This is a genomic window from Corynebacterium sp. 74A (assembly GCF_008930665.1).
Lineage (GTDB): Bacteria > Actinomycetota > Actinomycetes > Mycobacteriales > Mycobacteriaceae > Corynebacterium > Corynebacterium megadyptis.
The window spans coordinates 373,122-395,500 of sequence record NZ_PQMG01000002.1; the positions used below are offsets into that span (position 1 = coordinate 373,122).

General features: G+C 63.8%; 19 protein-coding genes. 10 read left to right on the forward strand and 9 right to left on the reverse strand.

Annotated features, from left to right (window positions below; translation table 11 throughout):
* Window positions 1–71: 71 nt before the first annotated feature.
* Window positions 72–1,865, reverse strand: a complete 1,794-nt coding sequence (gene zomB / locus GBB11_RS04665) for a flagellar motor control protein ZomB (protein ID WP_192796305.1) — start codon at window positions 1,863–1,865, stop codon at window positions 72–74.
* A 73-nt stretch (window positions 1,866–1,938) separates the two neighbouring features.
* Here zomB and GBB11_RS04670 point away from each other — a divergent pair, with 73 nt between their 5' ends.
* Window positions 1,939–3,132: a trans-acting enoyl reductase family protein gene (locus GBB11_RS04670; protein WP_151549402.1), complete on the forward strand. Its 1,194-nt coding sequence runs from the start codon at window positions 1,939–1,941 to the stop codon at window positions 3,130–3,132.
* A 3-nt stretch (window positions 3,133–3,135) separates the two neighbouring features.
* Window positions 3,136–3,996, forward strand: a complete 861-nt coding sequence (locus GBB11_RS04675; protein WP_151549401.1) for a mechanosensitive ion channel family protein — start codon at window positions 3,136–3,138, stop codon at window positions 3,994–3,996.
* Here GBB11_RS04675 and GBB11_RS04680 read toward each other — a convergent pair.
* Both GBB11_RS04680 and glf read right to left on the reverse strand, forming a co-directional pair.
* Window positions 3,993–5,360 carry an MFS transporter gene (locus GBB11_RS04680; protein WP_151549400.1) on the reverse strand — a complete coding sequence of 456 codons (1,368 nt, stop codon included), beginning with the start codon at window positions 5,358–5,360 and terminating at the stop codon, window positions 3,993–3,995. The genes GBB11_RS04675 and GBB11_RS04680 overlap by 4 nt on opposite strands.
* Before the next feature lie 416 nt (window positions 5,361–5,776).
* A complete protein-coding gene (gene glf / locus GBB11_RS04685; protein WP_151549399.1) occupies window positions 5,777–6,922 on the reverse strand; it encodes a UDP-galactopyranose mutase in 1,146 nt (381 codons plus the stop codon).
* A 225-nt stretch (window positions 6,923–7,147) separates the two neighbouring features.
* Between glf and GBB11_RS04690 the strand changes: the two genes are divergently transcribed.
* Window positions 7,148–9,277, forward strand: coding sequence for an N-acetylmuramoyl-L-alanine amidase (locus GBB11_RS04690; protein ID WP_151549398.1), 2,130 nt, complete (start codon window positions 7,148–7,150; stop codon window positions 9,275–9,277).
* Window positions 9,278–9,437: 160 nt separating this feature from the next.
* Here the strand turns inward: GBB11_RS04690 and GBB11_RS04695 are convergent, their stop codons facing one another.
* Genes GBB11_RS04695 through serS form a run of 3 tightly spaced genes read right to left on the reverse strand, consistent with a single transcriptional unit; the run spans window position 9,438 to window position 12,529 of the window.
* The gene (locus GBB11_RS04695; protein WP_151549397.1) at window positions 9,438–10,304 is read right to left on the reverse strand and encodes an HAD family hydrolase; all 867 of its coding nucleotides are present in this window, start codon (window positions 10,302–10,304) and stop codon (window positions 9,438–9,440) included.
* Window positions 10,301–11,212 (reverse strand): 1-acyl-sn-glycerol-3-phosphate acyltransferase, encoded by a 912-nt coding sequence (locus tag GBB11_RS04700; RefSeq protein ID WP_151549396.1) that lies wholly within the window; start codon window positions 11,210–11,212, stop codon window positions 10,301–10,303. The genes GBB11_RS04695 and GBB11_RS04700 overlap by 4 nt, the downstream gene beginning before the upstream one ends.
* Before the next feature lie 57 nt (window positions 11,213–11,269).
* The gene (gene serS, locus GBB11_RS04705) at window positions 11,270–12,529 is read right to left on the reverse strand and encodes a serine--tRNA ligase (protein ID WP_151549395.1); all 1,260 of its coding nucleotides are present in this window, start codon (window positions 12,527–12,529) and stop codon (window positions 11,270–11,272) included.
* 115 nt (window positions 12,530–12,644) lie between these two features.
* On the opposite strand from serS, the gene GBB11_RS04710 reads away from it, so the two are divergent.
* The 3 genes from GBB11_RS04710 to GBB11_RS04720 all read left to right on the forward strand — a co-directional run bounded on the left by GBB11_RS04710 (window position 12,645) and on the right by GBB11_RS04720 (window position 14,864).
* The gene (locus GBB11_RS04710) at window positions 12,645–13,382 is read left to right on the forward strand and encodes a GntR family transcriptional regulator (protein WP_151549394.1); all 738 of its coding nucleotides are present in this window, start codon (window positions 12,645–12,647) and stop codon (window positions 13,380–13,382) included.
* A 109-nt stretch (window positions 13,383–13,491) separates the two neighbouring features.
* Window positions 13,492–14,505, forward strand: coding sequence for a septum formation family protein (locus GBB11_RS04715; RefSeq protein WP_151549393.1), 1,014 nt, complete (start codon window positions 13,492–13,494; stop codon window positions 14,503–14,505).
* A gap of 11 nt (window positions 14,506–14,516) precedes the next feature.
* Window positions 14,517–14,864: a metallopeptidase family protein gene (locus GBB11_RS04720; protein ID WP_151549392.1), complete on the forward strand. Its 348-nt coding sequence runs from the start codon at window positions 14,517–14,519 to the stop codon at window positions 14,862–14,864.
* 30 nt (window positions 14,865–14,894) lie between these two features.
* Here the strand turns inward: GBB11_RS04720 and GBB11_RS04725 are convergent, their stop codons facing one another.
* Together GBB11_RS04725 and pheA are read right to left on the reverse strand one after the other, a co-directional pair.
* Window positions 14,895–15,575 (reverse strand): histidine phosphatase family protein, encoded by a 681-nt coding sequence (locus tag GBB11_RS04725; RefSeq protein ID WP_151549391.1) that lies wholly within the window; start codon window positions 15,573–15,575, stop codon window positions 14,895–14,897.
* Window positions 15,572–16,498, reverse strand: coding sequence for a prephenate dehydratase (gene pheA / locus GBB11_RS04730; RefSeq protein WP_151549390.1), 927 nt, complete (start codon window positions 16,496–16,498; stop codon window positions 15,572–15,574). The genes GBB11_RS04725 and pheA overlap by 4 nt, the downstream gene beginning before the upstream one ends.
* An 83-nt stretch (window positions 16,499–16,581) precedes the next feature.
* On the opposite strand from pheA, the gene GBB11_RS04735 reads away from it, so the two are divergent.
* From GBB11_RS04735 to GBB11_RS04750, 4 genes are all read left to right on the forward strand, one after another.
* Entirely contained in the window at window positions 16,582–17,784 is a 1,203-nt protein-coding gene (locus tag GBB11_RS04735; protein ID WP_151549389.1) for an amidase, read from the forward strand.
* Window positions 17,781–18,494 (forward strand): CPBP family intramembrane glutamic endopeptidase, encoded by a 714-nt coding sequence (locus GBB11_RS04740; protein WP_151549388.1) that lies wholly within the window; start codon window positions 17,781–17,783, stop codon window positions 18,492–18,494. The genes GBB11_RS04735 and GBB11_RS04740 overlap by 4 nt, the downstream gene beginning before the upstream one ends.
* An 18-nt stretch (window positions 18,495–18,512) precedes the next feature.
* A complete protein-coding gene (locus GBB11_RS04745; protein ID WP_151549387.1) occupies window positions 18,513–19,898 on the forward strand; it encodes an LCP family protein in 1,386 nt (461 codons plus the stop codon).
* Window positions 19,899–20,011: 113 nt separating this feature from the next.
* Window positions 20,012–21,400 carry an HNH endonuclease signature motif containing protein gene (locus GBB11_RS04750; protein WP_192796304.1) on the forward strand — a complete coding sequence of 463 codons (1,389 nt, stop codon included), beginning with the start codon at window positions 20,012–20,014 and terminating at the stop codon, window positions 21,398–21,400.
* A 61-nt stretch (window positions 21,401–21,461) separates the two neighbouring features.
* Here GBB11_RS04750 and GBB11_RS04755 read toward each other — a convergent pair whose 3' ends face one another.
* Window positions 21,462–22,376 (reverse strand): DUF5926 family protein, encoded by a 915-nt coding sequence (locus GBB11_RS04755; RefSeq protein ID WP_151549385.1) that lies wholly within the window; start codon window positions 22,374–22,376, stop codon window positions 21,462–21,464.
* Window positions 22,377–22,379: the final 3 nt, after the last annotated feature.

Sequence of the window (22,379 nt, forward strand, 5' to 3'; positions counted from 1 at the left end):
GAGGGGCATCAACCCTCTCTCCTGCGCTTATCGACGCCATCCCGCCGCCACCGCGGCGCGACAGGCGAGCCCTAATTCCAAGTGATGGGCTTCCCGCTCGACGCCACATCGCTGTAGGTATGGGGGTCGAACTCCACCGTGAAGATGCCCTTGCCGCTCAACGCATAGCGGATATTGGCTAGGAAACGGTGCATGCTCATCGGCTCGCGATAGCTGGCGGCCAGCTCCTGAAACTCAGGGGTGGACAGGGCGTGGCGAGCGGCCTCGACGGCCTTGCGATCCACTCCTGGTGGCAGGCGGTTGATGTCTGTGGAGGATTCGGCCAGCACCCAGGGCAAAGAGAGTAGCTTGTCGTGGCCGATACGTTCACTTTCCAAGCGGGGAGATCGGGCCGCCAAGGGGGTGGCGAGTCCCACCGGTTCCAATACGCGCACCTCCAGCGGGGAGTTCATGCTGGTCATGCCGAGATTGATGTAGTTAATCGTGGGCGCGAAACGATCAAAATCCCCCTGCCCCATGGTGCGGGGATACGCCACCCAGTGCCGCTCATCGGTCTCGGGGTTAATGGCCAAACCGAGGACGGCCGCCTCCCCATTCTCGGCCAACTGCAATGCCTCGGGGAAGCCCTGCATATTGGGGAAGGTGAGGAAGTTCTCGGCCAGAAGCAGCGGCTGGGTCTGTGGGTCGCGGCCGGTGGTTTCATAGTAGAAGCCGCGCTCATCCACGATGCTCAGATCCGAGTCCTTCTCTGGGATCTCCCATGGATGGCCGCGATAGGCGACCGTGCCCGACCAGCCGGCGATCAACACCGCCTGTACCGCCAGCGCCAGGGCGATGGGGCTGCGTTCCAGCCGCAGCGGCAGCACCGCCGCGGGCAGCAGGAGGGCGAATAGCGGCAGCAAGAGCATGCGGCCATGCATGAAGTCACCGCCGACCCGCAGCACATAGAGCACATGCACCAAGGCGCAGGCCACGAACACCCCGGTGACGAGCACCGGCCGGCGCTGGGCGGAACTGCCCAAGGCGGCCGTACCGGCCATGAGCGAGATGACGGCCAGGGCCACCGGCAGCACATAGGGGTGGCTGAAGTCGCGGAGATAGTTCAGGCCCGAGGCCCATTCCGCCCCGCTGGCGGATTTCGCCACTGCTGTCTGCGGCACCAGCACCCCGTAGTAGCCCATGCGGAAGATCTCATAGGCCAGGGGTACAGGCAGCGCCGCCGCGAGCACGAGGCCGCGCGAGCGCCAGCTCTGCGCCCCCACCACCAGCACGATGATCACGACCCCGCCGTAGAGCGCCAGCTCAGGGCGCACCAGCCAGCTCATTCCGGCGACAAAACCGACGAGCGGGGCGGCGATATCATCGAAGCCCCAGCGCAGCAGCACCCACCACAGCACGGCGAGATAAAAAATAGACAGCCCCCACTCCAGCCCAGAGGTGGCGAAATCGCGTGCGGGGGGCAGGGCGAAATACACCAGCATGCCCACAGGCAGCAGGATCACTGTGGCCCCGCGATAAAAACGCGCCGAGGCTAGCACCCCGATTACCCCAGCGCCCGTGGTGAAGAGCAACGCCAGTGCCAAGGCCACCATTTCGAGGCGAGCATGGGTGAGTACTCCGCCCACATAAATAAGGTATTGCCACAGCGTGGAGGTATTGGCCTCCACGCGCTCGCCGATGTTGAACACTGGGCCGTGGCCGGCCTGAAGATTGCGCACCGTGCGCAAGACGATGAGGCCATCATCACTCATCCAGCGGCGCATCCAGCCGCCCACGAAGGCGAAAACGGCAACAAGCAGGGCGGACGCTGCAGTAGACAGCGCCAGCGGGGTGCGGCGGGTATGGCGGCGCCGGTGTCGGCTCATGACAGCACAGTTTAGCAGCGCCCGGATGCTCCAGCGCCTTAGAGGAGGTGGAGACTGTTAGTCTATGGACACTATGAGCAGCGCTAACCCATCCCGTGACTACGACATTGTGCTCTTTGGCGCCACGAGCTTTGTGGGCCGAATAATCGCCCGCTATCTGCTGGAGCACGGCGGCGAGCGCCGACTATGCTTCGCCGGCCGCTCGGAGCACACACTCACTGAACTCTATGGCGAGACACAGGTGCCCCTGCGCGTTGCCGATGCCAGCGACGCGGCGGCTATGGCCGAGCTCGCCCGCAGCGCCCGGGTGATTATCACCACCGTCGGCCCCTATGCCCGCTATGGCTGGGCGCTGGTGCGCGCCTGCGCCGAGGCCGGCACCCACTATGTGGATCTCTCCGGCGAGGCCGAATTCGTCCAAGATAGTGTCCGCGAGCTCGACGATCTAGCCGCAGCACGCGGCGCGAAAATCATTCACTCCTGTGGTTTCGACTCTGTGCCCTCCGATCTGGCCTGCTGGCTGCTCGCCGAGCACTGTGGCGGGCAACTCGGCACGGTGCAGATGGTGGTCTCCGATCTGGTCGGCGGGGTCTCCGGCGGGACCATCGCCTCCATGCTCAACTCGCTGCGCACCGGGCGCCCCGCGGCCCGCCACCCCTATGCATTAAATAATGAGCTCTATGGTCCGGCGCCCAGCGAGGAGGCGTCGTCACGCCCCCGTTTAGGACGCGGGGAGAGTCTCGCGCCGTTCTTTATGGCCGGCTATAACGTGCGCCTGGTGCGCCGTTCGGCCTGGTTGCTCGACTATGGCGAGTCCTTCCGATATAGCGAGGTGCACGATCTCGGCTCACGGCCGCGGGCGCTCGCCTTCACCGCTGTGCTGGGCGGGATCAGCTACCTCGCGCAACGGGACTGGGGGCAGCGGGTGCTGCAGCGGCTATTCCCCGCTCCGGGACAAGGCCCCAGCGAGCAGCAGCGGGCCACAGGGCGTTTCACGGTGACCACCACTGAACTGGCCAGCGGCAACAGCGTGCGGATCCACCACGACCGCGACCCCGGATATGACAGCACCGCGCTGATGATCAGCGAGATTGCGCTGTCGCTTCTCGACGCGGACTCCCCTGCCACCGCCGGCGTGCTCACCCCGGCCACCGGCGGCGGTGCGGCCGCGCTGCGCCGCCTCCGGGCAGCCGGAATGGACATCCGCACCTGCCCGGCGGGGGCAGCTCACCACCCTGATTCTTCTGCCGACGAGAGAAAGACATAAAACATGCTGGCGACTATTCTGGCGCAGCAGTCCAGTGCCGACGAGGGCGGAGTCACCGCCGATCAAGTTCAACAAGCGGTGCGCATGCTCACGTGGGAAAAGGTGGGCATTGGCGCCCTGATTTTCCTCGTCGGCTGCATGCTCGCCTGGGTGGTGCTCAAGCTGACGAAGCCGCTGCTCGTCACCGTGGGGCGCGCCCCGGTCTCGGCGCGGGCCTTCGCGCAGATCGCAGCGTGGGCGGTCACCATTATCGCCTTTGGCGTGGCCATTACCTACACCTTCCCCTCAATTAAGCCGGTCAATATCATTGGCGGCTTGGGCGTGGTGTCCATCGCCGCCGGTATTGCCTTCCAAACCGTGCTGGGCAACATGTTTGCCGGGCTGGTGATTCTCATGCGGGAAAAACCGGTGGTGGGCGATCAGATCGCCATCGAGGATATTTCCGGCACCGTGACGGACATTAACCTCTCCACCACCACGGTGCGCACCTTTAATGGCCGCCAAGTGCTCATCCCCAATGGCACGGTGCACACCTCGATGATGACGGTGCAGACCCATAACGAGTGGGTGCGGACCGCCTTCGACGTGGAGATCCGCAATCCCAAAGACTATGAGCGGGCCCGTGTGATCGCCATAGAAGCACTCAACGCCGAGCCCGCTGTGCTCAATGAGCCGGAGCCGGTGGCCGTGCTCCGCGATGTGGTGGGAGGACTGGCCACCATGGAGATCCGCTTCTGGTCCGGATCCCGGCAGATGGAGACCGTCACGTCCATGGACGCGGCGATCGTGGCGGTGATCAAGGCCCTCGCGGCGCAGGGCGTCGCGATTGGCCCGACCACCGTGGTGGAGATGGAGGAGAACTAGGAGTTCTTCACCTTTTCCGCGTGGGCCTGCATGAGCCGCCGCTCATCGCGGCCGACCAGTGCGAATAGCAGCACGGTGATCACGCCGAAGACAATGAAGATAGTAAAGGCTATATCCCAGCCGTAGTTCTTCACCACGACGCCGACGCCGGTAGAGGCGAGCGTCGCGCCCAGCAGGTAGCCGAATAGGCCAGTAAAGCCTGCAGCGGTGCCGGCCACATTGTGCGGGGAGAGGTCAATGGCCTGCAGCCCAATGAGCATCACGGGGCCGTAGATGAGACCACCGATCATGCCCACGAGCAGAATTAGCAGCCACATCGGGGTGCCCACCGGAAGCAGCCAGTAGAAGAGAATGCACACCACCACACCGACGCTGAAGAGCATGCCGGCGCCGGAACGCCAGCCGCGGAACACCTTGTCAGAGATCACACCGCAAAGGATGGTACCGACAATGCCCGCGAGCTCGAAGGTGGCGAAGCCCACCAGGCCACTGCCGATCTCTGCGTGGTGCTTATCGTGCAAGAACACAGTGATCCAGTTGAGCACGCCATAGCGCAGGGCGTAGACGAAGACGTTGGCGATGGCCAGCATCACGATGGTGCGGTTGGTGAGCACGTGCTTCAACACTCGCTGCAGCGTGCTGGTGCCATCGTCTTCGACGGCATCCACCTTGGCGGGGTCGTGGCGGTATTCCTCGATGGGCGGCAAGCCTTCGGCCTCGGGCCGGTCGCGGACCAAGAGGAAACCGATGGCGGCCACTACGAGGGCAACCACGGCCGGCACCCAGAAGGCGACCTCCCAGGTATCGGGGAACATCCACAGTCCGAAAGCGATGAGGGCGGGCAGGGCCGCGCCGCCCACATTGTGGGCGGTATTCCACAGCGAGGTTTTAAAGCCGCGCTCATTCGTGGAGAACCAGTAGACGAGGACGCGACCGCAGGGCGGCCAGCCCATGCCCTGCACCCAGCCGTTGATGAACATGACGGTGGCGAACACCGTGACCGAGGCGGAAACCCACGGCACGAAGGCGATGAAGAGATTCACGATCGCCGAAAGCGCAAGGCCCAGCGGCATGAAGTAGCGGGCATTGGAACGGTCTGAGACCATGGCCGAGAAGAACTTGGACAGCCCATAGGCGAAAAGCACAGCATTGGCGATCACGCCAACGCCGACTACATCGATTTCGCTGTCTTTCACCAGCAGCGGCGCCACCGCCGAGATGTTGTTGCGCACCAAATAGAAACCGGCGTAGCCGATGAAGATACCCATGAACACCTGCAGGCGCAGGCGCGGGTAGAGGCGGTGAATTTCTTCAGAACTCTTGCGGGGGGCTGCCGGCGGGGCAGCGAGCCATGACATACTCATGATCTCTTCCGAGCTCCTTTTCTCTTAACAATCTGAATAGGACCAGTGTTCTGCGGGATCCACTTCCCCCCTTCGGGCGCGGCGCGCAAGCAACACCATTTCTCAGATTAACGCCGGCTAAGAAGAACGCTCTGAGCACCATTTACTTCGCCTACGTAAGAGTTATTTAAGTGGCGGGATTTCCGCAGCTTAACCCCACCCCCTTCCCCCATGACACCCCTCGGGTTGTGACGATTGTCTCCGCTTGGATCTGTGCCATCACCCCATCAACCCACCCGTGCAGGGGTAGTTAGGGCACTAGCGATACCTCTTTAGACATAAAGAAAACAGGGCCGAGGCGGCGCAACCGGCCTCGGCCCTGTGTATGGGGGGGGGGGTGACGCCTGCGCGAGATGGCGTCGATAAGCGAAAGAAGGCTAAAGGATATCGCGCAGCTTGTTATCGAACATGCTCAGCGCGGAAGCGATAGCCATGTGCATATCTAGGTACTGATAGGTGCCCAGGCGGCCACCGAAGAACACCTGATTGCGCTCCTCCTCTTCCTTGGCGAGGGCACGGTAACGGCCGAGAATATCGCGATCTTCCGGGGTGTTGATCGGGTAGTACACCTCATCATCGCCCTCGGCGAAGCGGGAGTACTCCTTCATGATCACGGTTTTGTCATTCGGATAGCTATCGCGCTCCGGGTGGAAGTGGCGGAACTCGTGGATGCGGGTATAGGGCACGTCCGCATCGTTGTAGTTCATCACCGAGGTGCCCTGGAAGTCGCCTACCGGCAGCACCTCAAGCTCGAAATCAAGGGTGCGCCAGCCAAGGCGGCCCTCGGAGTAGTCGAAATAGCGATCCATGGGGCCGGTATAGACCACGGGCACGCCGCTATAGCGCTCGCGCACCTCGAACCAGTCGGTATTCAGCTGCACCTCGATGAGCTCATGCTCGGCCATCTTCTCCAGCCACGCAGCATAACCGTCCACCGGCAGCCCCTCGTAGGTGTCATTGAAGTAGCGGTTATCAAAGGTGTAGCGCACCGGCAGGCGGGTGATATTCGATGCCGGCAGCTCCTTCGGGTCGGTCTGCCATTGCTTGGCGGTGTAATCCCGAATAAACGCCTCATAGAGGGGGCGTCCGACCAGCGAAATGGCCTTTTCCTCGAGATTCTGGGCGTCATCGGTGTCCACCTCGGCGGCCTGCTCCTCGATGAGAGCCTTGGCCTCCTCGGGGCTGTAGTACTTGCCAAAGAACTGCGCGATCAGCCCCAGTCCCATCGGGAACTGATAGGCCTGGCCATCATGCATCGCAAAAACACGGTGCTGATAGCCCGTGAAGGAGGTGAACTGATTCACGTATTCCCAGACCCGTTTATTGGAGGTGTGGAAGAGGTGCGCGCCATAGCGGTGCACCTCAATGCCAGTCTCCGGCTCCTTCTCGGAATAGGCGTTGCCACCGAGATGCCCACGCTTTTCGACGATCAGCACCCGCTTACCCAGTTGCGAAGCAGCACGCTCCGCAACCGTGAGCCCAAAGAGGCCTGAGCCCACAACGATGAGGTCATAGTCAGTCATATCTCCGAAGCTTAACCAAGTGCCCCCAGCAAAGGGTGATGGCGGGGCCGCGACGCGGAAGAACCGGAAGGCACAATGCCCAGCATATGTGGACATGTCAGCTTCCAGATTGGCCTCGCATCCTGCACGCGAGCCACATTCGTATCAATTTTCCCAGCTTTATACTAAGATTTACAAGGATTCATTTAAGTTTCTCCAGCAACAACCCTCAGGGGGCAATCCATAGTGCAGCAACGACGACGGTTCCTCGGCCGAACGGGGCGGCCGCTCACTGCCATCGTGGCGGCGGCAAGCGTGATCCTCGGCTCCGTAGTAGCCATGAACTCCGAAACCATCCGGCCCACCGACTCAGTCGCAGCCGACCCGATTAGCGTCAGCGAATCCTCCATCTCCTTCGACAGCGGCGACAACGTGGTAGTCGCTGACCCCGCGGTAGACAGCCAAGGCGAGGACGGGGGTGAACGCACCGTCAAACAATTCACCCGCGACGAAGAATTCTCCATGTTCGCGCTCACTTGGGACGGCACCAAGGACTTTGTCGCCCACTTCCGTGCCAAGGACGACGCCGGCAACTGGGGCCCCTGGTATGAAGCAGAGCCCCTCTACGAGACCAGCGGCGGCGAGAAAGACGGCACCGAGCTGATCTATCTCGCCCCCACCCACTCCGTGCAGGTCTCAGTGACCAACGTGGACTTGGTCTCCGGTGGGCCCACCAACCTCGATGCGGTATTCATCGACGGCAACGCCTCCACCGACCCGCATGCCGGCATCGACCTGGCCGCCGATTCCGATGGCATGCCCAGCATGATCTCCCGCGCAGGCTGGGGCGCGGACGAGTCCAAGCGCTGCATGAGCCCCACCTACGATGACCACGTTTCCGGGATCACCGTGCACCACACCGCGGGCAGCAATAACTACACCGCCGCCCAGGCGGCCGCCCAGGTGCGCGGCATTTATCACTACCACGCCGCCACCCTCGGCTGGTGCGACATCGGATACAACGCACTGGTAGACAAGTTCGGCAATATCTACGAAGGCCGCGCTGGAGGCCTCAACAAGGCCGTACAGGGTGCGCACGCCGGTGGCTTCAACCAGAACACCTGGGGCATCTCCATGATCGGCAACTACTCCACCCAGAGCCCCACCACCGCCACCATCGAGTCCATGGGCAAAACCATAGGCTGGCGCACCGCCGTCGAGGGCCTCGACCCCACCGGCTCCAGCATCCACTACTCCGAAGGCAGTCACTACACCAAGTACCCTGCCGGTACCGCGGTGAAGCTGCCGAATATTTTCGCGCACCGCGACGTGGGCAACACCACCTGCCCCGGCGATGCCGGCTACTCGCAGATGCTGAAGATCCGCACCATCGCCAAGAAGACCTACGACGCCATCAACGCTGGCGCGGTGGGTACAAGCAGCGACACCGAGACCTCCACTGCGGAAAGCAGCACGTCGACGGCAGCTGCGGAGACCACCACGGAATCCACCTCGGAGACCATCAGCGAGAGCAGCACTGCGGAGACCAGCACCACGGAAACCACTGCGGAGACCACGAGCGAGAAGGAGCCCACCTCGGCCACCTCGAGCACCACGCCTGCCGCAACGACGAGCACGTCTTCTGCTAGCACGTCACCGAGCACTGCGGAGACCACCTCCGAGACCACCAGCGACAAGGAGCCCACCCCGGCTACCTCGACCACCACGCCTGCGGAGAAGGAGCCCACTCCGGAGTCTGAGGTGGATCTCACTGGCCAGGCCGATCAAGAAGCGTCCGCGCTCTTCTCTCGCGCCCTCGGTGCCATCATCGATCATGTCCAAGGCCGCAGTGTCGATGTCTCCGAGATCCTCGACATCGTAGGCTCCATCTTGGCCCTCGTGCTCAATTCCGAGAATGCTCCGAGCATGCAGAATGGTGCGCTGGATGAGGTGGGCAATATCCCGATGATCGATGATCTGAGCATCGCCGATCTGCCGGTGTTTGTGCCGAAGAAGATCACCACCACCGGCGACAGCGTCGAGTCGCAGAAATACAACGATATCGACAACCGCTTCGGTCCCGTATTGGGCAGCCCGCGCGGTGGCGTGCACTACGCATCGCCCTCGGACGCCGTGGGCGAGCTGCGCTATGTGCCCTTCACCGATGGTGTGATCATCTCCTCCCCCGATGGTGGCACGCACGCGCTGTGGGGCGAGATCGCGGATGCATGGGCCTCGACCGGGCTCGACGCCGGCATCCTGGGCCTGCCGACCAGCGATCAATACGCCACCGATGACGGCTACCGAGTGGACTTCATCGGCGGCCACATCAGCTACAACCCCACGGATGGCAGCCTCGAGATCATCGCCCGCTAGGCGCCCAGCTCAACGCGAACCGCTGGCTTTGGCCAGCACTCTGACCGCCCTTTCCGCACCGTCGGACGGGGCGGTTTCTGCGCTGTAGCCCTAGAACAGCACCCCAGACACAGCACAGCCCCCACCTACCGGCACTGGCGGTGGGGGCTGCGCGGTGGCGTTAGGATTCGGGGAAGAGCAGCTCCAGCACGTCGGCGATCGCGCCGTCGTTGTTATCGCCAATCGTCTCATCGGCGGCGTCACGCACAGCCTGGGCGGCGTTGCCCATGGCATAGGAGCGGCCCGACCAGCGGAGCATCTCACAGTCATTAGGCATGTCGCCAAAGCTCATCACGTCGGCGGCGTCGACGCCATAGTAGTTGGCCACCTTCGCCAAACCGACCGCCTTGTTCACGTTCGGAGCACATACTTCCACCAGGCCGCCGGACATGGAAAAGGTCACGTGCGCCATCTCGGCGGGGATGCGGTCGCGCAGCAGCTCGGCGATTTTCTCGGAGCTGAGGTGCTCGCTACGTACCAGTAACTTCACCGCGGAGCTGCCGAAGAGCTGCTTGTGCTCCTCTACCCCGTACTCCTGCGACTCCCAGGCGTGGGAATAGTCCGGCGCCACCGCAAAGAGCTCATGGGTGGGGTCGAAGGCGGAACGCCCGGCGCGCTCGACGGCGAAATGTACCCCGCCCAGCGGTTCCAGCACCTCGGTGGCGATGCGCGCGACAGTGCGCTGGGTCTGCGGTTTCAGCGTGGCGCTATGAATGATCCTGTCTTGGGCAGAGTCATAGACGATGGCGCCATTGGCGCACACGCACAGCGGATTGATCCCCAGCTGCTCGAGGATCGGAAAGATCCAGCGCGGCGGCCGGCCGGTGGCGAGCACCACCTTCGTTCCTTCATGCACGGCCTGGTGCAGCACACTCACCACGCGGGGTGGGATGCGCTCGGCGTCGTCGATGAGGGTACCGTCCACGTCGGTGGCAATAAGCAGCGGTCGCGCACAAGCGCCGTCCGTGGGCGAAGGTGACGAGGTCATCGTTTTTTCTCTTTCATTTTCTTAGCGGCTTTCGCCTGTGCCTGCTCGGCCTTGCGAGCTTGTTTCGCTTGTCGACGCTCTTTCTCCGCCTGATCCAATAGGTCAGCCCGCTCTTGGGTGGGTGCAGAGCCGCCGATGCTCGCGGGCAGCCACGGCTCGTCGCCGGCGAAGGGGCCGAACTCCTCGGCATAGTCGCGGCGCACCTCGGCCAGCATCTCGGTCATGCGATCACGCAGCCGAGTGGTGACCTCCTCGGGGCTGCCCTCGGTGGAGATCGGCTCGCCGACGCGCACCCACAGCGGCAGGTGATTGCGGCCGAGATTTTTGGGCAAATCCTTGGTCCAGAAGCGCTGGGAGCCCCACACGACCAGCGGAATGAGGGACACCTCGGAGCGCTGCGCGATGCGGGCCGCCCCCGTTTTGAATTCCTTGAGATCAAAGGACCTCGAGATCGTGCCCTCCGGGAAAATGCCCACCAGATGGCCGTCGCTGCAGTGCTGAACTGCGGCCTCGAAGGCATCGTGGCCGGCCTCGCGGTCCACGGGCACGTGCTTCATCGCTCGCATCACCCAGCCCACGGGGAAGGGGGCGGAGAAAATCTCCTTTTTGGTCATAAACCGCACCAGTCGCCGGCCCCGCAGATAGGCGGGGACGCCGGCAAAGATGAAGTCCATGTAGCCGGTGTGATTCACCGCGATCACCGCCGCGCCATCGGCGGGAATATTCTCGGTGCCCTCCACCACGGCGCGGACCCCTTGGAATTTCATCACCAGCCGTGCCACGGCGATGCCGATGCGATACACCGGTTCCTTCAGCTCAGCGTGCTGTGCTGCGCTGATGACCGGCTCGGAGGTGGGCACGAGGAATCCGGAGGTCTTCCGGAAACGCTGGTTGTTTTTTCTCCACATTGACGGTGTCCTCTGATGGGGTCCTGATCGGCCTAGGGCGAGCGTTGGCGGTCGGGGCTAGCTTTGGGGCTCCAGCACATCCACGCCCACGTAGGGGCGCAGCTGCTCCGGCACCACCACGGAGCCGTCCTTGCGCTGGTGATTCTCCAGCAGGGCCGCCAGCCAGCGGGTGGTAGCAAGGGTGCCATTGAGGGTGGCGCACACCTGGGCGCGGCCCTGCTCATCACGGTAGCGGGTCTGCAGGCGACGGGCTTGGAAGGTGGTGCAGTTGGAGGTGGAGGTGAGCTCGCGATAGGTATTTTGGGTGGGAATCCAAGCCTCGGTGTCGAACTTGCGGGCCGCGGACTGACCCAAATCGCCGCCGGCGATGTCGATCACGCGATAGGGCACCTCGATGGCGGAGAGCATATCGCGCTCCATATTCAGCAGGTTCTGGTGCTCCTGCTCCGCGTCCTCGGGCTTGGCGTAGACGAACATCTCCAGCTTGTTGAACTGGTGTACGCGGATGATGCCGCGGGTGTCCTTGCCATAGGAGCCGGCTTCACGACGGAAACAGCTGGACCAGCCCGCGTATTTCTTGGGCCCATCGCTGAGGTCGATGATCTCATCCTTGTGGTAGCCAGCCAATGCCACCTCCGAGGTGCCCACGAGATAAAGGTCATCGGCGGGGAGATAGTAGATTTCATCGGAGTGCTCGCCGAGGAAGCCAGTACCGGCCATCACATCGGGGCGCACCAGCACCGGCGGCACCATGAGCTTAAAGCCATGCTCCATCGCCTTCTTGGCGGCGAGGTTCATCAGGCCGAGCTCCAGCAGGGCACCGTAGCCGGTGAGGTAATAGAAGCGGGCGCCCGAGACCTTCACGCCGCGCTCCATATCGAGCAGGCCGAGGCTCTCGCCGAGTTCGGCGTGATCCTTGGGCTCGAAATCCAGCTCGGGCGGGGTACCTACATAGTCCACCTCGACGAAGTCCTCTTCACCGCCGGCGGGGGCGCCCTCCACCACATTGGAGAGCTTCATTTGTAGTTCGTGCACCTCAGATTCGGCGGCCTTTTGCTCCGCATCGGCTGCCTTAACCTTGGCCTTGAGCTCATTAGATCCCTCGAGCAGGGCCGGGCGGTCCTCGGGGGCGGCCTGGCCAATCTTTTTAGCAAAGGCCTTCTGCTCGCTGCGCAGAGCATCCGCGTCGACAATGGCGGAACGGCGGCGTTCATCGGCGGCGAGGAGGGCGTCGACAAGCGCAGGATCGTCCCCGCGGTTCAGCTGGGACTGGCGAACGACATCTGGGTTTTCACGCAAGAACTTTAGATCAATCACATTCATCAGCCTACCGCGCAGCGGGCCAAAAATGGGACTGTCTCCACCCCAGCGCGTGGCAGAGGATACATCCATTGGTCCGCTCCGGTTATCACCAGTTCGCTAGTATGGAGGTATGTCCCCGTCTTTTCCCGCGCGCCCGCTCGCCGACACCGGCAAGCCCAAGCATGCCCAGCTGCGGGAAGTCCTCGAGGACATCTGCACCCACGAGCTCAAGCCCGGAGATATGCTGCCTGGCGAGCGCATCCTTGAAGATACCTTCGGAGTTTCTCGCATCACCGTGCGCCGCGCGATTGGTGACCTCGTGGCTAGTGGCAAGCTTAAACGAGCTCGGGGCAAAGGCACCTTCGTCGCCCCCAACCCGCTGATCAATCGCCTGCATTTGGCGTCCTTCTCCTCCGAGATGGAAGCCCAGCAGCTCACCGCCAGTTCTAAAATCCTGTCCTCTGCTTGGGCGCCCGCCCCGCCGGAGGTGGCAAAGTTCTTCGGCACCGATCCCAACACCCCGCACACCCACTTGGTGCGGCTGCGGCTGGGCAATGGCGAGCCTTATGCCATCGACGATGGCTGGTATAACTCCCGCTACGCCCCCACTCTGTTAGAAACCGACGTGTATAAGTCGGTCTACGCCATTCTAGATCGCGACTACGGGGTGGCCATCACCGATGCGGAGCAGACGGCCACCGCCATCAATGCCAGCCCCGATGACGCCGAGCTGCTGGGGCTTCGCCCCCTCGACGCGCTCCTCGCCGTCACGCGGGTCTCCAGCTCGAACGATAAGCCCGTGGAGTGGTGCCGCTCGCTGTACCACCCGGATCGTTTTAGCCTGAAAACACACGTACAGCGGGCCTAGCTCTTCGCTGCACCCAGGCCCCAACGGCAGCGCCTCACGCTGCGGCTGCCGCTGTGCACGGGACTTTAGGGCACGCCACTTACAGCCGCAGCACAGCTAAGTCGCTAGCATGGGGGACGTGAATTCGACGACTACACCCACCTGGCGCAGCGCCACCGCACTGCGGGTCTGCGCAATTGCCGCCCTCGCCGGCGGTGTGGCGATTGGCAGCTTCGATATGGTCAGAGAATCCCAAACACCTGAGGAAACCCCAGACGCCTCCCCCACGACCTCCACAGTCAAAGAGGTGGCGCCGTTTACCACCGCCGACGCCGGCTCCTGCGTGACATGGTCCTTCACCTCCGCAGGTGAGGTCGCTGACTTCGAACAAACCGACTGCGCTAGCCCGCACCGCTTCGAGGTCACCGCCCGCGAGGACCTGGCCGCCTATCCCTCCTCCGAGTTCGGCCCCGACGCCCCCGCCCCGGACCTCACCCGGCAGGCGCAGCTGCGCGAGGAGCTCTGCCAGCAGCCCACCATCAGCTATCTCAACGGCACCTATGATCCGCGCGGCCGTTATTCCATCGCGCCGGTGCTCCCCCCGCCCAGCGCTTGGGAGGCCGGGGATCGCACCATGCTGTGCGGCCTGCAATCCACCGACCCCAATGGCGTGCCGCTGGAGACCACCGGCAAGGTCGCCGATCAGGACCAGGCCCGCGTCTATGAGGCCGGTACCTGCGTGAGTATCGACGCCGCCAATGTGCCCCACACCGTCAGCTGCGATACCGACCACGTTCTCGAGGTCACTCGCGTTGTGAACCTCACCGAGTTCTTCCCGGACTCCGTGCCCACCGAGGACCAGCAAAATCAAGAACTCAACCGCGTCTGCACCCAGGCTGCGGAGGATTTCTTGGGCAGCGAGGAGAATCTCTACCAGTCCACGCTGCAGCCTTTCTGGACCACGCTGTCCGCTGATGCCTGGCAGGGCGGTTCGAAGTCTGTGAATTGCTCGCTGATCAAGGCCCGCGAGGATGGCGGCTTCTCCACCCTGAAGGGCACCGCCACCGGCCCCTTCACCATCGATGGCGCGGCCCCGCCGCCGCAGCCGGAGCGCAATCCGCTGCGCGAGGACCTCCCCCGCTAAGGACGCGCACCATGGTTGCCATCAGCGATGAACGCTTCGAAGAACTCGTGGACGAGGGCCTTGACCTCGTCCCCGAGAAGCTCTTGAACCATCTCACCAACGTGGTGATCCAGATCGAGGACCGCAATCCCCGATCCCCAGGCATCCTCGGACTCTACGAGGGTGTGGCCCTGACCGAGCGCACCAATGAATTCAGCGGCTTTTTGCCGGACACCATCACCATCTACCGCGAATCCCTCAAGGATTATTGCGCGAGCGAAAGTGAACTCGTCGAACAGGTGCGGATCACCGTGATACACGAGATCGCGCACTATTTCGGCATTGACGACGCTCGGCTGCACGAGCTCGGCTGGGGCTAAAGCCCACCTGGGCTGCTAGGGGCCGGTGTTTTAGGCCCCGCCGAGCTCCCCCACCGGAGTATCTGACCAGTGGGTCAGGGTCCAGCTACCGAAAAGCTGCCCGCGCGGTTCCAGCACAATCAGTCCGCAATTCTCGAGGCGGTGATCCCGCGCGAACTCCGGCTCCAGCCCACAGGCATGGCTGGCAACCGTGCGGCTGATGGCGCCGTGATTGACCAGCACCGCATCGCGGCCAGCGTCCACGTGCTCGTTGAGCATCTCGACCAGCACCGGCAGATAGCGGCTGAGGATAGCGCGCAGCGACTCTCCTCCTAGCAGCGCCGCCTGCTCGCCGCAGAGGCGACGGTAGAAATAATCGAGGTACCGCGCGGCATCCTCGGGATCCGTGCTGCCCTCGAGGTCGCCGGCACTGATCTCGTGGACTCCTTCGCGCACCACAACTCGGCCCAGCTCGCGGCCGCTGCTATCGCGGAAGCGTTCCGCGGCGCGCATCGCGGTTTGCTGGGCGCGGATCGCCAGCCCGCAATAGATCTGCCCGAGGTGCTCGCCGCTGAACTCGACGAGCTTATCCCCCAGCGCATAGGCCTGCTGCTGGCCTTGCTCGGTGAGCTCGGCTCCCGGCGGGAAGGTATCGAGCACACGGTTTTTATTGGCGTAGGTCTCGCCGTGGCGAGCCAAAATAATACGACCCTGGCGGGAGGTGGCACTCATCGCTGACCTTCTTTCATTCGGGCCACCCACGCGGTGGCGGCGTCACGTTCAGGGGTGTTGCTGGGCTGCTCCGACGGGGCGGAATTATGTGGCCACGAGCCGAGATAGTGCAAGGACTCGCAGCGCATGTGCAACGCCCGCAGCGCTTCAGCCACGATGGCGTCGTCGATATGCCCCACCAGATCGGCGTGGAAGCGGTAGGTGCCCAGCCCAGTGCGGGTGGGACGGGACTCGATGCGGGTGAGGTCCACGCCGCGAAGCGAGAACTCCGTCAGCGCCCCCACCAGGCTGCCGGGCACATTTGGCAAGGTGAACACCACGGAGGTGCGATCATTTCCCGTCCGCGGAGTCGGTACGCCTGCCGGGCCCACCACCACGAACTGGGTGCGCGCGCCCGGCACATCGGCCACATCGCTGGCTATCACCTGCAAGCCCCACAGATCGGCGGCGGCTTCCGGGGCGGCTGCGTAGTCGGCCTCGCCGCGGGCCACGGCTTCCGCTGCGGCGGCATTGGAGGAGGCGGGAATGAATTCAACCTCGCCCAGCAGGCGCTGCGCCGAGAGTTTCACCTGCTGCCACGCCACGGGGTGGGTGCTCAACCGCGGCGGGGTGGACGTAGGCGCGGCGTCGCCCCGCATGAATGCGAAGGAGATATCGAGAGCGAACTCGTGATAAATCTGTACTCCCTCGGCGGCGGCCAGGGCATCGAAGGTGGGAGTCACGGCCCCATCCACCGAGTTTTCGATGGCCACGCAGGCATAGTCAGCCGAGCCCTGGACGACCGCATCGAGAGCCTCCGCCGGCGAGGACACCGGCAGCCCCGTCACATCGTCTGCGTCAAAGCAGCCGCGCGCGGCGAATGCCTGCATCGCCATCTCCGTGAACGTGCCGCGCGGACCGAGAAAAGCCACCGTAGTACTCATGATCTTTGAGTGTAGCGGCTCGCTGGCACACAAACACGGGCTCCCTTTCCCCCGCCGCCAGTAGCGGTCTACCATCAACATTCATGCCGCATCCCGCCCCGTCAATCGACACCCAGCTCGCCTGCATTCACCGCAAGCTGGCGGCGCTCACCCCCGCCGAGCACGGGGTGGTGCACGATGCCACCACCCAGCCCGTGGCCCCTACCGGGCATGGCCGCCTCGACGGCATGGTGCTCTTCGTCAAAGATCTCTCCGATGTGGCGGGCATGCCCACGAGTTATGGTTCGATACATCGCCGCCATATTCCGCGCAGCCATGATCATGTCAATGAGTGGCTGCTGAATCAGGGCGCCACCATCGCCGGCAAGAGCGCTACCTCGGAGATGGGGATGACCGCCTATACCGAGCCCGTCGGCCAGGACCCCATCCGCAACCCGCTGTGGCCTGGGCGCACTCCCGGTGGTTCCTCCGGCGGCGCGGCAGCACTGGTGGCGCGCGGCATCGTCGAGGTCGCCCACGCCTCCGATGGGGGCGGCTCCATCCGAGTGCCCGCCGCGGCGTGCGGGCTGGTGGGCTTCAAACCACCGCACACTCCCGGCGAGGGCCGGCTCACCGCCCAAGGCTTCCTCACCACCAGTGTGCGCCGCGCCGCTGCTCTCCACGGCTTTCGCCCACACTCTCGCCGCCTGCGCATTGCTGTGCTCCGCGCCCCGCTGCACGGCGACGGGGAGGTCGATCCGATCATGCTGTCTGCGCTTGCCGACGCCACCACCACGCTCCGCGCCCATGGGCACGAGATCATCCCCGTGGACCCCGCCTACGGCCCGGAGCCCTTCGCCGCCTTCCAAACCCTGATGTGGCACAAGTCGAGCCGCATTCCTGGCCCCGCCTCCCCGATCGTGGAGTACATGCGCGAACGCGGCCGCGGCCTCGCCCCAGGAGCGCTCGAAGAGGCACTGCGTACCCTCGCTGCTCTCGACCGACATGTGCGCTACGCCTGGCCCTGCGAGCTGCTGCTCACCCCCACCTTGGCCTATGATCCCCCGCCGATCGGCACCTTCAGCTCCCTAGAGCCCCAAGACGATTTCGACGAACAGACACGCTGGACCCCGTGGGGCAGTCTCTTCAATATCACCGGCCGCGCCGCCATCTCTGTGCCCTGGGCCCTGCCCGGGCGCCCGCCAGTGGGACTCCACCTGGGCTGCATCCACGCCGGTGCCGCCGAGCTGCTCGGGGTGGCCGAACAGCTCGAAGCTGCGGGCGCGCCGAAAGGAAAAGAGGCATGATTCTGGCGGAAATCCTGGTGGTTCTTCTCATCACCTTCGGTGCCTCGGGGCTACGCTCCGCCCTGCGACTGACCGATGCGTTGCTCGCGCCCGAGGCGCTCAATAAACAAAGCACCACGCTCAACGCCCCACAGTCCTCGGTGCCGTGGCTGGATCTGGGGCTGCAGCTGATATCGGCCGCCGTGCTCTGCGGCTGGGGCTTACTGGTGGTGTACCTGCTCGCTCGCGACCGTATCTTTCTGCAGCGTCCGCGCCCGCGCGATGGACTGAGCGGGGCCGTCTTGGCCGCACTGATTGGTATTCCGGGGCTCGGGCTGTACGTGCTGGCCTTGCACGCCGGCTGGACCAAAGAAGTGGTGGTATCCGCCTATGACTCAGGGCTGTGGGCAGGACTGATCCTGCTGCTATGGGGCTTCGCTAACGCCTTCGCCGAGGAGACCGTGGTGGTGTGGTGGCTGAGTACCCGGCTGGCGCAGCTGCGCTGGGCGCCGGTGGCCATCATTAGCGCCTCTGCGGTGCTGCGCGGCTCCTATCACCTGTATCAGGGGCTCAGCGCCGGGGCGGGCAATATTGTGATGGGCGTGGTCTTCGCCGCTTTCTACTGGAAGTTCCGGCGGGTGTGGCCACTGGTGTTCGCCCACTTTTTCATCGACACCGTGGCTTTTTTGGGCTACCAATTCCTTGATGTATCGAGGCTTGGATTGTCTTAGGCATTAGAGTATCCAGACATGGACGATTTCGCGAGAGACAAAGACGGCCGTATTCTGCGCGATCACTACGGTCGTCCCGTCAGGCGGCGCCCTCAATCGCCCCGTGCGGGGGACTCGCCCGTTTCTCGACGCAATCCTCAGTCTTCTCGCGAGCCGCAGTCGCGGCGTGAGCCTCGGCGGGAGCCCCGCCGAGAGCCGCGGCGCGAACCGCGCCGTGATCGCTCAATCAACCGGCCCCAGCCCGAGCATCGGGCATCGGACTACCGGCCGCAGCGCCACCGGCGCAGCGAAGAATCCTTGGGACGGCACCGCCAGCCCAGCTATGAGGAGCAGCGCCAGGCCTACTATCGCGAGCACCCCGAGGCGGCACGCTCGGTACAGCAGCGTCCCCGCCAGTACTACGCCCCAGTGCCGGAGCCGGTGCGCCCTGCACCGCAGCAGCCGCTGCAACCGCAGCCTGCCGCTGCGCCCCGGCGCCGCGCCCCGTGGCGGGGCATGCGCCGGCCCCGCATGGGCTGTTTCTCCATGTTCCGCTGGGCGCTGGCGATCATCGTCACCATCGCGGTGGTGGGCATGTTGTGGGCCGACACCAAATTCGAGCGGGTCGAGGCCATGCCTGCCCAGCAGATCAGTAATACCAGCGGCTCGAACTGGCTGCTGGTGGGCTCCGATTCCCGCGAGGGGCTCACTCCAGAGCAGAACCACGAGCTGATGACCGGCGGGGATGTGGGAGGCAACCGCACCGACACGATCATGATCTTGCACGTGCCCCTCTTCGGCAAGCCCACGCTGCTGTCGCTCCCGCGCGATAGCTATGTGGAGATTCCGGGCTATGGCATGAACAAGATCAATGCTGCCTTTTCCTTCGGTGGTCCGCCGCTGCTCATCGAGACCGTCGAGCAGAGCACGGGGCTGAAGATCGATCACTACGCCGAAGTCGGCTTTGGCGGCTTCGCCCACGCTGTCGACGCCGTGGGCGGGGTGGAGCTCTGCGTGGATGAGCCCATCCACGATGACGTGATCAACTTCCACATGGAACCCGGCTGCCAGAAATTCGATGGTGCCCAGGCGTTGAGCTTTGTGCGCACCCGATCCACTGCACAGGGAGATATTGACCGCGCGGCCCGCCAGCGGCAGTTCCTCGGTGCCCTCGCCAAGAAGGTAGCCTCCCCCACCACCTTCCTCAACCCCTTCCGGTCTATCCCGCTGGTCAACGGGGTAGCGGGTTCGCTCACAGTGGACTCGAGCGACCACACCTGGGATCTTTTGTGGGCGGCGCTGCACATGGCCGGCGGTTTCAACACCGAGGTCGCCCCCGTGGGCGGCATCGACTATGTGGATGTCGGCTCGGTTGTGCTGTGGGATGAAACCCAGGCGGAGCAACTCTTTAGTTCCCTTCGCTAGCTCTGCTGTGCATAACCCTTCATCGGTCGCGAGTTATGCACAGCCCGCGCAGCGGGCATGGTCTGTCCTGTTTTAGTGTGTGCCGCACACGCTCATTCAGGAAGGAGGCCCCCATGATCGCTAGCGACCAGGTGCAGCAGATTGTTGACCGCATCGGCGAGGATCTCGCCCAGCTCGTGGTACTCTACGACGTCGATACCGGCGGGTTCACCTCTCTGGGGGCTACTCTCCCACAGCTGGCACAACTCGAGGAGCATATGTCGCTCAAGGCGCACCTCGATGTGCTTATCGCACACCGCGCCAGCACGGAAGACCTCATGGACGTGGCGGGCACCTCCAAGCCACGCCGTATTCTCAAGGAACGTCTCGGCTGGTCTAATTCTCGCGCCAACTCCACCATCGGACAGGCCCGCTGCCTCTACGGAAAGCTCAAGGATGAGCCGGATGAGACGCTGACTGAGGAGCAGAACGATATCAACCGCGGCGCCGCGGAGATGCTGCGCGGCCGCACCCGCAGGCAGCTGTGCGACTACCGGATCTCCGGCGATACCCGCACCGCGATAGATAAAGCCCTGCTCGGGCTGCGCACCGGCAGCGCGCTACTACGCGAAACACTGCGCCAGAAAGCCGTGGACTATGCCCACAACGCTAGCTGCGATGACACTAGGGCCTATGTTAAGCACCTGGTTACCCACGCCAATAGCGAGCTCAGCCCCGAACCAGCCCGCGCCGAACGCAACCGCGCTTTCACCATCACCGAGGCAGATAACGACGGCGGCAGCCGCGTCTTCGGTTATCTGCCCGAGCGCATCACCGCCAAGCTGCGGGCATGGCTAGAGCCTTTCGTCGAGCGCACCGTCGACAAAGATGACCCGCGCACCGTGCAGCAACGCTACGCGGATGCACTCGACGCCGCCCTCGACCGCGGCGGCATCGGCGCGGCCAGCATGGTGTTCTCGGTATCGGCCAAGGACTTCGATGACACTGATCTCGCCGCCGCCGGGATGCTCTTTCCCACCAACACCGGCAATGAGCTCACTGTCAGCGACGTGCTCTCGCTCGCCCAAGCCAAATACGGCTTCGTGTGCGTCCACGATCCCCGCACCGGCCAGGTGCTGGATCTGCGAAGAACCACCAGGTTGGCGAATATCTACCAGCGCCTCGCGCTATTCGCCTCCGAGCTCGTGTGCTCTCACCCAGGGTGCTCGGAGCCGGTGAGTCGCTGCGATATCCACCACATCACCTCGTGGAATGATGGCGGCCCCACCGACATATCAAATCTCACGCTGCGCTGCCCCGAGCACCACAGCGACAACGATGACACCAAGCAACATCCCATAAAGGAGCACGCTGCCCGCCACCCCGAGACCAGAGTGGTCGGCTCGGCAACCGCCGAGGCCCCCGTAAACCCGGTACCCAATACATCCACGGCGGCGACACAATCGGCGGGCGCGAAAACACGCCGCCAAGCCTGGCCACATTCACCACCGGCCCCCGAATAGTAGAAAAGGCCAGCTGGGAGTGATCCCCAGCTGGCCAGTACAGCCATGAATATCGCGCGAATTAGCGGATAGTGAGCTGCCGCGACTTGATGTTGTTGAGGGCCTTACGCTCCTCGGCGTTCAGCTGCGCATCATTGCTCAGCTCTGCCGAGATCAAGGAATTGAGCTCCTCCACGGCCGGCACGCACTCCTCCGGAGTGATCGTGGGATCGAGATCGAAGACCGGAACGGTGAGACCGTGCGTGCGGAAAGCACCAGCGAACTTGGTGTCCTCGCCAAGGTGCAGTTTGCCGGCCGCCGCGATGCGGGCAAGGGCAGCGAGCAGCTTGTCCTCATCATCCTGGCGCACCCAACGGATGTGGGCCTTCTCGCCGGGATCCACCCACCACAGAGCACCGGGTACGTCTGCGTGTACTTCCTGGGAGGGAATGATGGTGTCATTGGCCATCTGCAGCATGCGTGCGGTCTGTTCATCGCCGGTCTGCCCCTCTGGTACCCACCAGTTGAAGGTATCGAAGGCCTGCACGTGGAGCTCGGCATCTGCGCTCAGCAGTGCGCTCAGCTCCGGCTGGGAACCATCCTGGTTGCCGGGCGCCAAGGTAGCGCCGGGGGCGGCGTTGATGACCCAATTAAGGGCATAGGCCAAATCCTTGCCCTGGGTCTTGGTGCGGTGCTGGGTTTGCATAGCCACAAACGCCTCGCCGCCGGCCTCGTCGTCGCGCACCAAAGCAGCGACGGCTCCCGGCAGCACGGTACAGATGTAGACCTCGCGGTCAGTTCCAGCGACGTCCACCTTGGCGTATGCGGAGGGGATGAACTCCTGCAGTGCCACCAGCTGCGGCTCGGCAGCGAGCCCCTCGAAGGGGCGGGTTTCGCCCATCAACGCGGCGCGCTCAGCGGCACGTGCGGCGAGTTTGGCCTGCTTGCGACTCATGCCCTCAGGCAGATTCTCACGATTCTTCTTCTTTTTGCCCATGGC

Bases quoted from the DNA above. Each gene is read 5' to 3' on its own strand.
- zomB (WP_192796305.1), bottom strand. From the start codon at position 1,865: ATGAGCCGACACCGGCGCCGCCATACCCGCCGCACCCCGCTGGCGCTG.
- GBB11_RS04670 (WP_151549402.1), top strand. From the start codon at position 1,939: ATGAGCAGCGCTAACCCATCCCGTGACTACGACATTGTGCTCTTTGGC.
- GBB11_RS04675 (WP_151549401.1), top strand. From the start codon at position 3,136: ATGCTGGCGACTATTCTGGCGCAGCAGTCCAGTGCCGACGAGGGCGGA.
- GBB11_RS04680 (WP_151549400.1), bottom strand. From the start codon at position 5,360: ATGAGTATGTCATGGCTCGCTGCCCCGCCGGCAGCCCCCCGCAAGAGT.
- glf (WP_151549399.1), bottom strand. From the start codon at position 6,922: ATGACTGACTATGACCTCATCGTTGTGGGCTCAGGCCTCTTTGGGCTC.
- GBB11_RS04695 (WP_151549397.1), bottom strand. From the start codon at position 10,304: ATGACCTCGTCACCTTCGCCCACGGACGGCGCTTGTGCGCGACCGCTG.
- GBB11_RS04700 (WP_151549396.1), bottom strand. From the start codon at position 11,212: ATGTGGAGAAAAAACAACCAGCGTTTCCGGAAGACCTCCGGATTCCTC.
- GBB11_RS04710 (WP_151549394.1), top strand. From the start codon at position 12,645: ATGTCCCCGTCTTTTCCCGCGCGCCCGCTCGCCGACACCGGCAAGCCC.
- GBB11_RS04715 (WP_151549393.1), top strand. From the start codon at position 13,492: ATGGGGGACGTGAATTCGACGACTACACCCACCTGGCGCAGCGCCACC.
- GBB11_RS04720 (WP_151549392.1), top strand. From the start codon at position 14,517: ATGGTTGCCATCAGCGATGAACGCTTCGAAGAACTCGTGGACGAGGGC.
- GBB11_RS04725 (WP_151549391.1), bottom strand. From the start codon at position 15,575: ATGAGTGCCACCTCCCGCCAGGGTCGTATTATTTTGGCTCGCCACGGC.
- pheA (WP_151549390.1), bottom strand. From the start codon at position 16,498: ATGAGTACTACGGTGGCTTTTCTCGGTCCGCGCGGCACGTTCACGGAG.
- GBB11_RS04735 (WP_151549389.1), top strand. From the start codon at position 16,582: ATGCCGCATCCCGCCCCGTCAATCGACACCCAGCTCGCCTGCATTCAC.
- GBB11_RS04740 (WP_151549388.1), top strand. From the start codon at position 17,781: ATGATTCTGGCGGAAATCCTGGTGGTTCTTCTCATCACCTTCGGTGCC.
- GBB11_RS04745 (WP_151549387.1), top strand. From the start codon at position 18,513: ATGGACGATTTCGCGAGAGACAAAGACGGCCGTATTCTGCGCGATCAC.
- GBB11_RS04750 (WP_192796304.1), top strand. From the start codon at position 20,012: ATGATCGCTAGCGACCAGGTGCAGCAGATTGTTGACCGCATCGGCGAG.
- GBB11_RS04755 (WP_151549385.1), bottom strand. From the start codon at position 22,376: ATGGGCAAAAAGAAGAAGAATCGTGAGAATCTGCCTGAGGGCATGAGT.